The organism is Haloplanus salinarum, from assembly GCF_009762275.1.
Lineage (GTDB): Archaea > Halobacteriota > Halobacteria > Halobacteriales > Haloferacaceae > Haloplanus > Haloplanus salinarum.
This window is the reverse complement of sequence record NZ_CP034345.1, coordinates 2,999,664-3,015,700: the sequence shown is the minus strand read 5'-3', so window position 1 is coordinate 3,015,700 and position 16,037 is coordinate 2,999,664. Positions and strand designations below refer to the sequence as shown.

Sequence of the window (16,037 nt, the reverse complement as noted above, 5' to 3'; positions counted from 1 at the left end):
AAATTTTGGTTTATTAAACACTCTGCGTACAGGTACAAGACCCGTCAGTCGATGAGGATCCGAAGAATGAGCACAAAGTCTATTGAGGGGTCGCCGTCTCCACCTTTATACGGTCAATGCCATCTCCGTTGAACGCGTTTACCACCGCCACGGATCGTGCCTCCGAGATCACGTGGTGGAATCGGAAACTCACCAAGCTCAACCGTATTTCAGGCGTTACCAACGCTACCTCCTTCGTCTCCAACGAACTAGTGGATACCAAAGGTCCGTATCTCGAATTTGTCTCACCGCCAGCCACAGCGGAGCGGCCAGCCACCGAGTTACTGGACCAGTACGGCTACGATGACCGGGTTGTCGACGCGGTCGTCGACGAGTTGTTCGGTGGGGACCGTACCGGGTCGCTCTATCAGCACCAGGCAGACACGATCGAGGCCATCGAGACGGATCCCGACGACAATATCTTGGCTGTGCCGACAGCGACCGGGAAAACGGAGTCGTTCTTCCTCCCGGTACTCAATGACTGTGTGGCGACGGACGACGACGGGTTGAAATCGATTGTCATCTACCCGATGAAGACGCTGGGTGTCGACCAGCTCAACCGGTTCCTCCGCTACATCGACACGGTGAACCAAGAACTGCCACGCGAAGAGCGCGTCACCATCGGGATCTGGGACCGAGATACGCCGGCAGCTGTCGGACCGCGTGACTTCGACCTGGATATCGGTGCCAACGTCCGCGGTCTGGAGTGCCCCCGTACGCAGGACGATTTACAGGTGACCAGCGATGGGACACCGGGCAGCGAGGACTGGACGTATCCGTGGCTCAAGATCACCCGGGAGCAGATCCGTGACGGGGTCGACATCCTCCTGACGAACCCGGAAGCGCTCGACTACATGTTCGTCAGCAACAACGAGGCCACCCGTGACATCCTGGGGCAAGGCCCGGAGAAAAGCCCGGTCCAACACTTGGTCTTCGACGAAGCCCACGTATGGAGCGGGATCTCAGGATCAAGTATCGGGCTGCTCACTCGCCGCCTCAAACAGTTTTACGCAGCGCACGACCCACAGGTCACGCTGGTCTCCGCCACCATCGAGAACCCCAGCGACCTGGCATCCGTCCTGACCGGGACGGATCGAGACGACGTCAACGAGCTCGGATTCACCGCCCGCGACTTCCCGGTCACCGGGACGACTGATTTCGACCGGTTTGCGGAGTGCTCACTCCGCGACATCGTGGAAACAATCGTCCTCACCGAACGCCACGCCGTCGACCGAGAGACGTTCTGCGACAGCTATCCCCAGTTGACCGGTGCCGTCACTACATTGGAAGTGATCGGACTCCTGGCAGGGCCAGACCCGTTGACTGTGCCGGACCAGCACCGAGACTGGGTGTTCGCCCCGATCGCTGATTGCATCGACACCGAACAGGAAGACGATACAGCGAGAGCTGTCCAGAACGGTGGGACAGCACCCGGGATCGCCGCCGAGGAACTGGATACCTTGACGGAACAGGTGGTGGAGCACGGTGATCTCGGCGGCAGATGGTTCCAGTTTATCCGTGATACGGTGCCGGAAGTCGCGACTGTTGCATCGTGGTTCATGGACGAGTCGACCACCGAGGTCGAGTTCGAGCACTACGCTGACCTCGTGAACCGGCTTGAGGAAGCAGGTGCGTCGAACCCGGAAGAAGCGGTGTCAGCTCTGCTTGCCTTGGGCCGGGCAGCCGGGATGGTGACGGCGAAGTACCATATGTTCGCCAAACCGCCGCGGAAAGTCTACTGGTGCCAGACGTGCGAGGAAGTGACCCGTGGCCGGTCCTGTCCGGAGGGCCACCAGACACGGGAACTCCGGTTCTGCCGGACCTGCCACCACCCGTTCGTCGAAGCCGACACCGACAACGAAGACGAGGATGGGGATGAGGACGACGAGGTGTTCCAACCGGTCTACGGCGGCGGGACGGACGGGCCGTGTCCTGGCTGTACGTCGTCACGGCTCCGGTTGACCGATATCACGGTGCCGACGCCGACCTTGCTCTCGTTCATGTTGACGTCGTTGTGCCGGTCGATGCCGTCCGAGAAGACGTTGGTCTTCTCTGATTCACGGTCGACAGCTGAATCGGTCAGCAACGAGATCATCGGGACGGAGTACGGGTTAACCGCTGAGACGCTGTACGTGAAGCAGTTGATCGAGGAAGGTGGCCGAGCCGAGGCCCGGTCACTGTTTTACCCGGTGTTGGATACACTGCGGGAGAAATACTGGCAGCCGCTGCGACAGAACACACCGGACCGGGAAACGGATGCAAACGATATCCTCGTTGAGCTGTGGAACGTGATTGAGCCGAATGCACGGCTCTCCCAGTGCCAACATCTCCGTGAAGCAGCGCTTGTCACCCCTGCCTGGGTCTATACCTGTCCCGATCCGAAGACCGCAGCGATCGGCCACGAGGTGTTCAATCTCTTCGTCAGCCGGTTCCCGCCTCAGTTCCAGAAACACGGAATTAAGTTCCAGGGGTACACCCGGGAGCGGTTGGTCAACAAACTCGAGTCCGAGACCCGGTTCACCGAACAGGAAATCGACGAGGTTGTCGATGACGTGTTGCAGGGCTTGCTGGACGGCGACGTCCTTGAACTTAAAACGTGGGACGACATCCGCAACACGATCCTCAACGCGAGGAAGGATGAAGCAACTGAGGACGACGTCTTCGAGTACATAGAAGACCAGATCGCCGATTTGGAAGCACGTGGCGGCTACAGTGATGGCGGCGGCGGCATCTTCATCGTCCACGACTACGCGAGTAAGACCGACCTCCAACTGGTTCCCCAGGTAACGTTCTGCGACGACTGTTACACAGCGTCACCTGTCCCCCGTGACGGTGACGGCCTTGCCCACTGCCCGACCTGCGCCAATACGGTCGACGTCCACCAACGGTTCCGTGTCGAGGACGACGGCTCGATGACCCTCCTCGGCTGGGCAGACGTCGAGACAGACTGGGAGTACCCGGTCGACCACTGGGGCCACGACATCCTTGCACCCCTCATCCCGAGTGAAGGGCCGCCGGTACCGCGCGACCAGGTCGAGACGATGGAGTTGGACTTCATCACGGTCGGAATCCATAAAGGGGACGTCCCACCGACACTACGGAGCGCCATCGAGGAAGGGTTCCGGAAATCAGATCCGGACGTCAACATCGTCAGCGCGACCCCAACTATGGAACTCGGCGTGGACATCGGCACCCTGGATTCAGTGGCACAGGTCGGGATACCGCCAACCTTGACCAACTACGTGCAACGCAGTGGCCGAACCGGGCGGACACGCGGCAGCGAATCCCTGGTAGCCACCACGGTCCGCGGCACCCATCCTGTAGACGCACACTACTACGACGACCTGGACCGGTTCTTCGGCAGCTTCGACCCTGTCCGTGTCCCGGACCCGTTCGACTTCGACGAAGTCCTGGCCGGCCATGTCGTGACCGAGGTCATCGCCTATCTCGCCCGCAACCTGCATCCCAGCGACACGTTCGAGGAGACCTACCAGATTGATCAGTCGGTCGACTCGGTTGCCGAGTTCGCCGACCGGGTGGAAGCGAATCTTGACGAGCTACGCACCTTCGTCCGCGACGACGTGACGGATCGGTTGCGGGACCATATCGAGCCAGTGTTCGGGCAACGCGGCTTGGAGGTCTTCGACGCTGTCTTCACCAGTGACGGCCCGATGAGCTTCCGGAAACGGACACAGCAAGCCTGTGGCCAGCTCCGCAGCTTCAGTGACAGCACCGACCTCGACGACGTGCGTAACGGGAATGACCGCCTGGATTTCTGGCTCAACCGGCTGGGCTACTTAGCGAACTACCGCGAGTTCGGCCAACAGTTCCCCGTCCAGTTCGAGGGCAGCAGTGAAAGCATCTCATTCCAAGGTGATGGCCGCCTCTACGACTTCTACCCCGGTGAGGAAAATGAGCGAGGGGCAGTGATGACCCTGTACGGCTCAACCTACCTAGTGTCGGACGTCGAAGGAACGCAGGAACCGTTACAGACGGTGGCGATCTGTACCAACGAGGACTGTACCCGGCCGTTCGAAAGCTACCGGACAGCAGCAGAGCAGTGCCCACACTGCGGCAGCCCGTTAGACGCGATTTCGGTCCACGGTGTCCAGGCAGTCAACTGTCGGAAAGCCCGCCAGTTCGAAGACCAGTACAGTACCTCGCCCATTATGACGACCCACATCACGAGCCGTGGCGAAACAACGGCAGGCGAAGAAGCCACGATATTCGGCCTTCCCTGCGACGTCGCGGTCGGCGGCTACGAGGTAATCGACTTCATCCCAGTGTTCGAACGTCGGCACACGATGGGATCCGGGAAAGAGATCAAAAGGTCTGAAGCACGGATCCCTGACAGCGACGACGGTGATGCTCGGTACGCGCCTGTCGGGAAACAGTACGCCACACAGGGAATCTGTCTCACGTTTGACCAGGCAACGGTGGCTGACCGCCTGCCGGATGAGGCGTTGGAGCAGGAAGACGAGGCGGTGTGGCCCCAACTGTTCATCAGCTTGGAACAAGCGTTGACGAAAGCGGTCGCCGTCGAAACCCAGAGTGACCAAGACGATTTCCGCGTGAAGGTGACGGCCACCGGCGACGAAGTCCGTGTCTACATCGTCGACAACCGGCAGGGTGGCAACGGGATCGCGACACAGGTTGACCGGCACTTGGACGCTGTCGTCGACGAGGTCCGAAACGTGGTTGACTGTGACGAGTGTAGCGGCTATTGTGAGAACTGCCTCCTGATCGAGCGGACACCGGCCACCTATCTCGACAACGACTTGCTGAACAGGACGCTGCTCGCGGAGGCATTAGGACAAACACCATGACCGCCGTTCCCCAGTTACAGATGATGAGGCAGTATCGATGAAGTGGGAGACGATCCAATCGTTCCTCTCCCAACAGGGCGTGTTCCTCATCCACGACACGACCGAGCAACGGTCGCAGTTCGGCCTGCTCCGCTGTCTCCCCGCGCTCGATCGCCTCGGTGTCGAGGAGTTCACGTATCCCTGGAGGTGGCGGCAGCTTCAGAGCGGCGATGGACGGGGCTTGTTCTCCTATGAGTACAGCTTGCTCCAGAACATCGAGTACGAGGACCAAGTGTTAGCGGCTTTGACGACGCAGTACTACGAGAATGAGACGCAGCATTCGATCGGCGGCCTGATCAACCGGTGGCAGGAGAGAGGGACGATGGTCGTCGTTGCGGACGAGAAACAGTTCCAAACTCAGCAAGGGCTGCGCCCGCTCTACCACGAACCCTTCGCCATCGCACAACGCCCTTACGACGATGTGTATGATGCCGTGAGCCAGTGGTACAACGACCAGGGATTCGATTTCCCGCTTACCGACACACGGAACGTCTTCCTCCAAGACAACGCTATCCTGTATGAACGTGTAGCCGGTGAGACCGTGACGCAGACGACCGAACTCTTCTCCCTGTTGAACGATGCACCGTACCTTCCACTGTACGACGCGATTGCAGCAGCGTTCCGAAGCGACGACGGGCCTGGCACCAGTCCCAAGAAGGATCACGCGTTGCAGAACTTGGTCTCGTGGCTGCGTCGCCGTATCGAATGGGACTCCTCGACGGCTATGTCGGTGGTCCGTTCCCTGAATTCTACGGTCGCGGAGAACACGCGTGCGTTCGATCCAGCTGCTGTCGCCCAAGATGCGTCGATGAGCGATGCGCGGCGCGAAGCACGTAACCTCGATTCGACTCCTCTAGGGCAAACTTACAAAGCGTGGCTACAACGGAGCCCATAATGACAGATCCTGGCCAAGGATATCTTCTCAACACCATCCAGAATCCCAGGTCACTCAAACCGGTCTACGAATCAGTCAACCGCGGCAATACGACTGACGACGAAATTGTCGACGATACCGGACTGAGTGCTGCTGCCGTCGATGAAGGGGCAAAGGGGTTACAGCGGTTAGGGCTGCTTGATTCCAAAGACGAAGAGTACACCGTCCGTGACTACACGTGGTCCACGGGCGACGAGACGCTAGACTTCCAGTTGACCGCGTTAGAACATCTCGCGTCATCTCTCACACCGCCTGACTGGGGGAAGCAAGCCGTCTTCCACTTGAATTACGCGTACCTCATCAAGAAAGACTACCAGCGGATCAACGACAACGACGAAGCAGTCAGGAAGCAGATGGACCGCTGGGAACGTGACACCTTGGAGTACTATCCGACGTACCGTGGTGACCGGATCGATCTGAACCCGAACAAGATGGAAAACTGGGGCCGCCTTGCCACCTACCTTGGCCTGCTCCACCAGTATGAGACACACGAGTTCACCGTCTACCCCGACCCATCACTCATCTCCCACTCGATCAAACGGGCACATGACGCCGCTGGCCGAACGGTCGACGGCAACCCCGTCATCGAGGTACGGACGTATCTGGACTGGCTGTCGAACAACCTGCTCTACCTTCCAGACGACACTGGCGGTGTGCCCGCCATCCTCAGCCGTTCCCTCTACCAACTGATGAACGAGGAGCGGATCCGCCTAGCAGAGATCGGTGATCAAGGTGCTGTCGCCTTCGACCGGATGCCGACGCACGACCGCCGCGAACAATCAGCGAACTCCATCGTTATCACGTCATGAGTAGCGAAACTGTATCCTCCCCTCCCGACGATTTGTTCTGCCCACACTTCCACGAAAAGGATGAGTCCGACCTGCGCAGCCTGTTCAGCCGGGTTGCTGCCGTCCGCGCCGAGAATCCGGACCTGTTCTGGTTCACGCACCGCCCGATCGAACTCTTCCAGACTGAAGGCGGTGTCGACGGCCCATCGTTGGAAACCGATGAGGAACGAGTCGTCACCGAGGACGATGTCTACCAGGATTTCTCCGGAAGCCGCAACAAGAACTTCGCCGTCGTCATCGAGGGCGAGGTCGGAACCGGGAAATCGGAACTCTGCGTGGCGCTCACCCATCGGTTAGAGAACGACGCTGACCGTCCGATCCTCCGCGTCGACAAAGACACGGATTTGATGTCGATGCTGACGGAGGATATCCCTGACTTCTACCAGAAACACTTTGACGAGACGTTGGAGACCTCGTCCCAGTTCAAGCGGCTTGAAGACGATATCAAACAGCGGCCGCGGATGGTCGCAAGCCAAGCCGCCTACACCGCGTTGCTGGAGATTGGATGGGACGGCTACGAGACCTCGACGACACCGGAGCAAGAGGACGCCATCGTCGAGTTCGTGGCGGAACGGATCCGCGACCGGTTGGTTGAGCCTCGGCAGTACGGCGAAGAACCGAACTTGGTGACCGAGCAGGAATACGAACAGAACAGCTTCCTCCAGGTCTTCGACGAGGACGCCGACGCCTTCGAGGGGCATCCAGCGGAGAAACTGAGCAGCGGGTTCTGGCAGGCACTACTCGACCAGTACGATACCCCGCCGTTGACTGATCTGCTGGAAGAAGTCAGTGAGAAGTTCAAAGAGAAATACGGTGACAAACGGCCGGTCGCTGTCTTCGAGGACTTCTCGATCACCGGGATGCAGGCGCGGCAGCTCCGCAACTTCATGGAACGCGACAACCCCGGTGATAACTGGGATTTCATCGTCGCTGGCACCCGTGATTCAACGGCAGTCCTCCACAAACGGACCGCGGAGGACCGGTTCCGGTTCTACCGGACGAACAAACAGAACTCCAACCAAGTCCTCTTCCTCGACGACGAGACGGCTGTTGACTTCATCCGGCCGTACCTCGGCTACATCAAGCACCACGATGGCAGCGTACGCTACGACCGGGACGCCGGCGACTTCACCTTGCTGGACCCGGATCCGGGCTCACTGTGCGCGTCGTGTGGTTTGTGCGAAGACAGCTTCCGCGACTTGTACCCCTTCAACCAGCAGTTTATCGAACGGATCTACACCGGGATTGATGAGAGCGAACAGTCGCCCCGTGAACTGATCATCGTCGTCTTCGAGACCGTGCTCGAATACTTCAACGGGACGGCAACGTGTCCCGCCACGGCCAGCCCGTTGAATCACGTGACTAACCGGGTCGCAGCCCATGACGACGTCTACCGGGAAGCCGAAGTCTTCGCCCACGTCGCCAAATGGTACGGCGATACCGACCGATACGACAAGTACATCGCCGTTGACCGGGCCTTCCTCGAAGCATTCGGGCTGCTTCCCGAGAACCCAGAAGCGGACGACCTCCCGGCAAACATCGAACTGCTGGATGACCACGTGAAGATTCCCGGTGTCGAGTACATCCCGCCCGAGGATGAAGAGACGGAGCCGGGTGAAACCGACGAGGACGACGAAGGTGAGGACGAGGCAGGTAGAGACGAGGAGAAAACTGAGGAAGACGATGAAAGCGGTGAAGGCGGTGATGGCGGAGGGTTGAGCCGTGTTGAGCGGATTATCAACGAGCAAAGCGGCTACGTGGACAACTGGTACGCCAATCCACAGGACGAATCGTATGTCGAGACGGACGCCTACCTGCGGACGGCGTTCACCGACCTCATCAATACGTTGACGCAGGATTACTCACTGTGGACGGACTGTGACCTTCGGTACAACCTCAGCCGGTCGGATGATCCGTTCGTGTATCCGTCTGCGGAGTCCTCGCCTGGCCCGAACCAGATTGTACTTGACCCGCAGGATTTCCAGCGGTCTGATATCCGTGAACTGTTGAAATACGGGATCCGAAGTGACGAGGCGGATGCGAGCGCCGACGAGCAACGGATCCTTACGTTGGTCGGTGGCCAGTTGACGGAGTATGCCCGGCAGTGGCGGGCCAAGGTCAGGGATCAGTATATCGGGGATACCTCGGTCTACTACAAGTACGACCCACCGTACGGGTTCGACGACTTCGTCCTCGCAGCATATGCCTGGATCGTCGTGCTGGATGATCCGTGGCAAGAGGTAACGGCAGCAACCTTGAACGAGCGGTTCGCCGACGGTGAGGACTACGCGTTGGACACGACATTAGAGACGGCTCTGACTGATGAACTAGCTCCTGAAGCACAGGAGTACATCAAGGAATTCATGCAGTATGCGGTGGCATTCGACTCACTTGTCGCAGAGCGTCTCGCGGTCAATGACTCCACATTGGACTTACCTCGTCTCCGTCGGTGGTTTTCCTATCACGATCCGGAGGACGTGTTGAGCAGTCTCCGTGCTGACCCGGACGGGTTGAGCTCGCGTGTTCGGTTCGATACTGACACGAAACTGGTCGACATGGTGACCAAGGCGTATCGGATGCAGAAGTCACTGGATCAGCAGGAAGACCAGATGCAGGAATACACGACGGCCCGGACGGCGCAGGATGAACTGGGAGGGACCGACATGGAGCGGATCCATGACAAGGTCGATGTCTTGGATAACTACGAGGTAGACCGCTCGTTGTACGAGTCGCTGCTACAGTTCGATTCGTACAGCCAGGCCGAGGTGGACGAGGTGGTCGCTGCCAGTAAGTTATGTCTCAACACGTTGACTACGTCGACGCAGGACTCGATCCACAAGATGCTGATCGAGTACAAACTGATGGAACACGAGCTTATCGAGGCATTCAATGGGTTTGACTTCGAGACAGGTGAATCGTCGTCTTCCTTTGCTCCGTATTTCCAGGAGGTGAGTCAGTACTATGTCGGAGACGAGTGACCAGTCGCTGTTCGAACAGGAACTGGAGACGGTCCACCAACAGTATCTCCGCCAGGACTTGGAGGACCGGTTAGAGGAGGTAGCTACCGAGATGGAGGAGACTATGCTACAGGCGATCATCGCCAGAGACTTCCTCGATTTAGAAGCCGAGGTCTCGGACGAGGCCAAGGAGAAGGTCCGCGAGGCAAAAGGGTGCGCCGCGGATCGGGATTTCGACGCCTTAGACGACGTCATCGACGATGTCGAGGACCAGGTCAGTCAGGATGCCCGCCAGATCGAGAACACAATTCAAGAAGAACGGACCGAGGAACGGGACCGGGTCAGGGCGATGCGGAAATTGAACGAACATGTTGAGGCAGCCGACATGGGCAAACTCAAAGCACTCGAGTCGCTGCTCGACGACTGGGACTGGAAGGCCCAAGTCTACACTGACGAAGCCGAGGACTCATTCGAGGCGAAACAACAGGAAGCCCATGACGTTGCAGCCACAATGTCGAACGCCCTGCAACAGATACAGGAAGACCTGCTCGGAAGCTACAGCGGCACCACCCTCGAAGACGTAATGGATCAACTGCTGTCGGACGACCCGCTGTATTTTAATGACCTCACCGAAGAAGAACGCGAGGCACTCACCGGATCAAACCTTGCTGACTACCTGGAAATTCGGCTTGGATGACGTTCTCGCCATTAAAATGATACAAAAGGCAAGTAACCAAGCCGAGCACTAACGTTCATAGACTTGGTGTGTGTCAGTCGAGTATACTCGATGTCAGTTACATTTCCTCGGACACGGTTTGTGGCAGCCCTCGCACTACTCGTTCTCGTCCCTACAGCACTCCTCTACACATGCTACTACTCCTTGACCAGTGGAGCAGTCGTCGTTACAGGATTATTGATCGATGTGGTCGGTGCGGTTGTTTTGGTGGTGCCTGACTGGCCAGCAATGAACCGACGGTTTGAAACTGGACGGTTGAAGCAAAGCCAAGATGAGACACTCAAGCCGTTTCCCGGGTGGGTTGCTGCGGATCCCGATTTAGATGATGAACACCTGCTCGCTCCAGCTCGATCTCCCACCTTCGACGATCTCTTACATCTTATTCGAGATCAATACGAGGGGTCAGACAATACATCGTCGGATATCGCGTGGGGCTGTGTCGATACCATCAGTCCAGAGGAACATGGGTTTCACGAGGATGACATCCGAAAAGCGCTACATCTGACTGGCGATGGTGTCGACAACGATGTCTACGTCGAACTAAAACCCGTCCAGTACTTCGTTCGAGAGCGCATCCGAGAACTTGACTCCCGGTTTCGACGAAGCGGCATATTCCTCATCCTGCTCGGCTTCAGTATCCAAGCCCTTGGCACCGCTTTCATCTCTCCCTAACGCCTACTGGTCACTCATCCGACTTCTGCAATATCTGCTTCTGGAAACTCTCGAACCTCACGGAGGTTCTTATCGTTGGATCGGTACTCAGCTTGTACCAACTCAGCACTGGCTGGTCGCACGGATTGAGCCGATGCAACAGTAATCGGGTAGTAGAATACTTACGACAGCCGACCAAATGGTCACCAAATGCGTGGGATTGCCACGGAATCGATCGGATCCTTTCTCAACCAAGTATTGAGTTTCGCCGTGGCACTTCCAGATATCGTCGCCTATGGCGGTATCGCAGTCATCGGCCTCTACATTGTCAAGTTGCTGTGGCCGTCTTCGACATCGACACGAGCTCCTCAACCAGTAGCGACTGCTTCGACATCCACCGACTCTTTTCCCTCCCCTAACAATGATCGTTCTCCCGATAATGACGATACAGACGGGCCGAGCGATGAGCAGGAGCAACCATCTGAACTATCCGCAGTGGATAAGGACGATTCCGTTCCCGAGGACGCGAAGGAAGAGGTACAACCGTCACCACCGCAGCAGCCATCCACTATCGCGACCCAATCGGCAACGGAGTTGGAGAACAAGACTATCGATAGCCCATACACGCAGCAAACCGACTATTCCACTGCAAAGCGAGATGTAACCAAGGGACGTCAGGGTACTAAATCCTCGTCTGCTCGGACAGGATATCGACGCTCTCTTCATAGCTCGTGTAATAACCGTTCCTCAGCATTGTCGCGATTAGGGCGGCAGCTTGTCGATCCGGTCGAAGTGAAGACCGGTGTTGACCCGGCTGGCTTCGACTATTCCTGGAATGTCGCGGAATTCGGGCTGGATGCTACCGGCGCAAGCGTAGACGCTGGAGGCGAATTATTCTATTTCGAACTCCTTCGTTCACCGATCAGCCACGAGGCGGTCGGCAGTTCTGTGGAAGTGACTGGCTCATCGTTGCTCCGACATTTGCTCCGCGAAGCGCTTACTTCCGGCTCCAAAACAACGTCCAGCGAACAAGCCAAAGAAAACAACCGGCAACGTGAACCGAACAGGGAATCCCCCCAGCGTAGGCAGCAATCAGCACAGCAGCCACCTGCGGACGGTCGTTCACAGAGGCGGAGACGACAAGATGCGCTACCCCGAGATCGGGTTACAACAGTTGACGAGCAGCTCCCCATCTCACCGAAGCGGGAACCCTCTGTGTATCGAGACCAGATAGACAATCGAGTCACTGGCTCTTCCGTCCCTAACAACGAAGAGACGATCCGAAACAAGTCTAGAACCCCGCCAACGACCTATGAACCGCTGCACGACTTCCCCACACTCGACGACCTCGTCGACGGTACTGTCTATGACGCATCCAGCGGGGTCAACGCGGCAGGGATGGAGGTAGCCGCTGACACCTCGAATCGTCGGGACGACAAGCAACTTGGACCACGCATGGAAGAGCTGTCACAGTGGGTGGAGCTTCCGAGGACTGAGCCGTCCCGCCACAGTCGGGATCAGGCACCGGGCAGGCGAACAATCGAGGAAGCAACCCCTGACGAAGAGCCGGTCACCCCTTTTACCGAGATGGGGCGAGGGCTTGATTCGATCGGAGTCGATATGAATCAGCTGGATTCATCAACACAGGGACTTGGCGGATGGCCAGAAACTGACGATACCCCCATGGAGGGGGACAACGATTTCTTCGGTATCGGTGAAACTGCCAGCCGTGTTGAAGACGGAGCCTGTGCTGTCGAGTTCCAAGTTGAGGACGAGGTAAACCCGGTACTTGCTGATATTGAGGCGATGGAAGAAGAGCTGTCATCGCAACAGTTCCCCTTCTGAACAGGGAAGCGTGCCGGAAGAATAGAGTGAGACAAACGTTTTTAGCCGGTTCGATGTGTGTACCTTCATATGCCTGAGAGCGAGACGGACGAGCTTGACTACTATCCGCCAGGGTGGACTGAGCACATTCATGACGAGTACTACATCGAGTGGGTGTATGATGACGATGAGACCATCTTTGTCCGGCTTGATGGGACGATGGGAGACGGAGACTACTCAGTGATCCCGATTACCGGTGTGAACGCCGACAGTGAGGAGTTTGTGACGAAACCGATCGACCGGCTCGCCCGTGAGGAAGCGTTCGAGGTGGCAGCCACGCTCATCTACGCGATGAATGGTACCGCAGGCCGACTCAAAGGAGAAGACCAATTCACCGGCGACCAGACCGAGGCATAAACTAGTCTCGCCCATTCGATCTTCTATCCCGACTTAGACGATCAAGAAGTTGCCTTGCGAAGCAGTCTGTCAACAGGTCGGTCCTCGCTGACACGGTGTGTTCCCCGCAGGACAAAGCCGTCCTCATACCCTAGGATCGACTTCGCCTCAGCCAAACCCATCGAGACTGAATCGTCGTACTCCTGAACAGTGTAGACACTGATGGCAGGCCCACCATTCCAGTACTCGTCCCGGATGTAGTCCGTTTCACACCTCACCCCAATTCGGCCATAGGCAACAAACTCACCAGTCCCATTCAGATAGAACAGCAACGGCTCATCCGATTCCATCCGCTTCCACGTTCGCCTGTTCCGTTCCCAGGAACCCTGCGCGGGATCGGTTCGAACACCCCAGACACGAGCCGTGACCGGGAAGTCAGCCGGCCGGTTCTCCCAGCCGTTCAAATCAAGGGGTTCTGCAAGCGTCGCCCGATACGACGGTTCATCCATCGGAACGAGATACAACGTCATACTAGGTACATACGCAAGGTGCATCATTAGAAACTAATCCCACGAACCTCTACCATAATCGAACGGACCGACTACTGGTACCAGCACGGCAGCCTCTACACTGCCTGCAAGGACTGCGACGAAGTTCTGGACAAGAACCCGGCCTACGACGTGTTTGAAGCCGTCGAAACCGGAGAATTCACTGAACTGACCGACGACAGCTACGACTCGCTATAGGTTGGTCGCTCCGCGTACTCGATCGGGTCCTCGACACCGGCCTCCTGGAACGCTTTGAGCCGGTAGGCACAGGCGTCACAGGTACCGCAGGCCGGTGCCTCCTCACGGTAACAGCTCCACGTCAACTCGTACGGCACATCCAAGTCGAGGCCCCGCTCCGCGATCTCGGTCTTGCTCCAGTCGACGAACGGGGCGACTAACTCGATCGATGTTTCCGGTTTCGTTCCGACCTCGATGACCTGTTGAAACGCGTCGAAGAACTCAGGTCGGCAGTCCGGGTAGCCGGAGTAATCCTCGCTGTGTGCACCGAGGAAGATCGCGCCGCAGTCGTTGGCCTCGGCGTACGACGTCGCCATCGACAGCAGGTTCGCGTTCCGAAACGGGACGTAGCTGGACGGGATCTCGTCGCTGTCGAGATCCACTTCCTCGACGTCGATGCTGTCGTCTGTGAGGCTGGATGCACCGATCCGGGCGAGGTGGTCGGTCTCGATGTGGAGGAAGTCAGCTACATCCATGTAGTCGGCCAATTGCTGAGCGCACTCTGACTCTTTGTCTGCTGTCTGTTGGCCGTAGGTAGTGTGGAGGAAGTACAGGTCGTAACCCCTGTGTACCGCCTCGAATGCTACCGTCGCACTATCCATGCCGCCTGATACAAGCACAACCGCACTACCTTGGTCGTCTGTATGGTCAGTCATTGTTGTGGTTAGGTTTCTGGTGCGTCATTCCAGAGGTCGACGTGGAGGCGCGGCGTATACTGATATCCGTGCTCCATCGCCACCTCAGCAGTCAGTTCACGCGTCTCCGCCAACCGCTCCCGCGTCGCTCCCTCCGGCATCAACAACACGTCCGAATCCCGGATCGTCGTCGCGGCAGCGTCCCGCAGTCGCTCGACCAACTGGTTGATCTCCGGCATATCGTCACAGCCGGTGACAACAAACTTCAGCTGGAAGTCGTAGGTCTCGATAAGCTGGCACAGCGCATCGATGTCGACCCGGCGGTTTTCATGCCGGTCAGCCCATTCCCCCTCGCCCCGCGGATCCTTCGCTGTGGTTGGGGTACTGTTCGCCAGCTTTGGACTGATACTTGCAAGGTCGATCGCGGTGTCGCGGTAGATCGTACCGTTCGTCTCGACGGTCGTATGGAAGCCGGCAGCACTGAGTCGGTCCAGTAACTCGGCCGTCTCCTGGTGGAGTAACGGTTCGCCACCGGTGATGACGACGTGCTCGGCTTCGTCGTGGCCGGTGACGCGGTCGATGATAGCGTCGATGTCGAGCCAGGCATGGGTCGGTTCCCAGCTGGTATGGTAGGAATCACAGAACCAACACCGGAGGTTACACCCGCTGGTCCGGACGAACACGCTTGGCATCCCGGCCAGTTTGCCCTCGCCCTGTAGTGAGTAGAACAACTCGTTTACCGGCAACCCCTGTTGGGCTTCCGGATCGGCTGCTTCATCAGCCGTTTCAGCGTCCGAGCTCACCGGCATCGGTCTACAACGGCCCTCCAGCAGCAAGTTCACCGGTCTCTCGGACTTCGACTACAACGTCACTGACCGTGTCCGGTAATACGTCCTCCAATCGTTGTTCGAGGACGAGTCCCATGACTTCGGCTGTTGGTGGCTGGTCTAGGACGACGGCAGCATCGCTGTCGCCGCTGGCCTCAAATGCCTCGATCAACGGGTCGTCCTGTTCAACGAGGAACCGGTGATCCCAGTCAAATAATACTTCAGTAATATCTCCTTTGTCGACGACCCATCCTTCCTCGGTCAAGGTGCCGGTCACCGCGACACGGATCGCGTAGTTATGGCCGTGGGGACGGCTACACTTGCCGTCATGGTGCAGAATGCGGTGACCCGCGCTGATCCGTATTGGCCGATCACGTCCGACATGTAGGGTCCGTTCCGCCTCTGTAAAATCCTGTGAGGAGATGATTGGTTCTTCTAGTGCGTGCTGAGGCATACTGCAGTATTACTTGGGGCATACTTAAGATTGGGCTACTCACCGAAAGGAACGAAGGCCATCTTCGATTTGGTTGTATTTCTGAT

The 16,037-nt window shown here is 57.8% G+C and carries 12 protein-coding genes; 8 read left to right on the top strand and 4 right to left on the bottom strand.

All coding sequences use genetic code 11. From position 1 onward, the window contains the following. The first annotated feature begins 116 nt into the window (after positions 1 to 116). The 8 genes from EI982_RS16815 to EI982_RS16780 all read left to right on the top strand — a co-directional run bounded on the left by EI982_RS16815 (position 117) and on the right by EI982_RS16780 (position 13,271). A complete protein-coding gene (locus tag EI982_RS16815; RefSeq protein ID WP_157690785.1) occupies positions 117 to 4,865 on the top strand; it encodes a DEAD/DEAH box helicase family protein in 4,749 nt (1,582 codons plus the stop codon). 37 nt (positions 4,866 to 4,902) lie between these two features. After that, entirely contained in the window at positions 4,903 to 5,799 is an 897-nt protein-coding gene (locus tag EI982_RS16810; protein WP_157690784.1) for a hypothetical protein, read from the top strand. Then, positions 5,799 to 6,647: a hypothetical protein gene (locus EI982_RS16805; RefSeq protein ID WP_157690783.1), complete on the top strand. Its 849-nt coding sequence runs from the start codon at positions 5,799 to 5,801 to the stop codon at positions 6,645 to 6,647. The genes EI982_RS16810 and EI982_RS16805 overlap by 1 nt, the downstream gene beginning before the upstream one ends. Continuing rightward, on the top strand, positions 6,644 to 9,664 hold the full coding sequence (locus EI982_RS16800) for a hypothetical protein (protein ID WP_157690782.1): 3,021 nt from the start codon (positions 6,644 to 6,646) through the stop codon (positions 9,662 to 9,664). Before EI982_RS16805 ends, EI982_RS16800 begins: the two co-directional genes overlap by 4 nt. Then, entirely contained in the window at positions 9,648 to 10,340 is a 693-nt protein-coding gene (locus tag EI982_RS16795) for a hypothetical protein (RefSeq protein ID WP_157690781.1), read from the top strand. The genes EI982_RS16800 and EI982_RS16795 overlap by 17 nt, the downstream gene beginning before the upstream one ends. 120 nt (positions 10,341 to 10,460) lie before the next feature. Continuing rightward, entirely contained in the window at positions 10,461 to 11,051 is a 591-nt protein-coding gene (locus EI982_RS16790) for a hypothetical protein (protein WP_157690780.1), read from the top strand. Between the two features lie 189 nt (positions 11,052 to 11,240). Continuing rightward, a complete protein-coding gene (locus EI982_RS16785; protein WP_157690779.1) occupies positions 11,241 to 12,875 on the top strand; it encodes a hypothetical protein in 1,635 nt (544 codons plus the stop codon). A gap of 69 nt (positions 12,876 to 12,944) precedes the next feature. After that, the gene (locus tag EI982_RS16780; protein WP_157690778.1) at positions 12,945 to 13,271 is read left to right on the top strand and encodes a hypothetical protein; all 327 of its coding nucleotides are present in this window, start codon (positions 12,945 to 12,947) and stop codon (positions 13,269 to 13,271) included. A gap of 41 nt (positions 13,272 to 13,312) precedes the next feature. Here EI982_RS16780 and EI982_RS16775 read toward each other — a convergent pair whose 3' ends face one another. From EI982_RS16775 to EI982_RS16760, 4 genes are all read right to left on the bottom strand, one after another. After that, positions 13,313 to 13,780, bottom strand: coding sequence for a hypothetical protein (locus tag EI982_RS16775; RefSeq protein WP_157690777.1), 468 nt, complete (start codon positions 13,778 to 13,780; stop codon positions 13,313 to 13,315). Between the two features lie 200 nt (positions 13,781 to 13,980). After that, entirely contained in the window at positions 13,981 to 14,691 is a 711-nt protein-coding gene (queC, locus tag EI982_RS16770; RefSeq protein ID WP_157690776.1) for a 7-cyano-7-deazaguanine synthase QueC, read from the bottom strand. Between the two features lie 8 nt (positions 14,692 to 14,699). After that, positions 14,700 to 15,479, bottom strand: coding sequence for a 7-carboxy-7-deazaguanine synthase QueE (locus EI982_RS16765; RefSeq protein ID WP_157691267.1), 780 nt, complete (start codon positions 15,477 to 15,479; stop codon positions 14,700 to 14,702). A 4-nt stretch (positions 15,480 to 15,483) separates the two neighbouring features. After that, positions 15,484 to 15,951, bottom strand: coding sequence for a 6-pyruvoyl trahydropterin synthase family protein (locus EI982_RS16760; protein ID WP_157690775.1), 468 nt, complete (start codon positions 15,949 to 15,951; stop codon positions 15,484 to 15,486). Between the last annotated feature and the right edge of the window lie 86 nt (positions 15,952 to 16,037).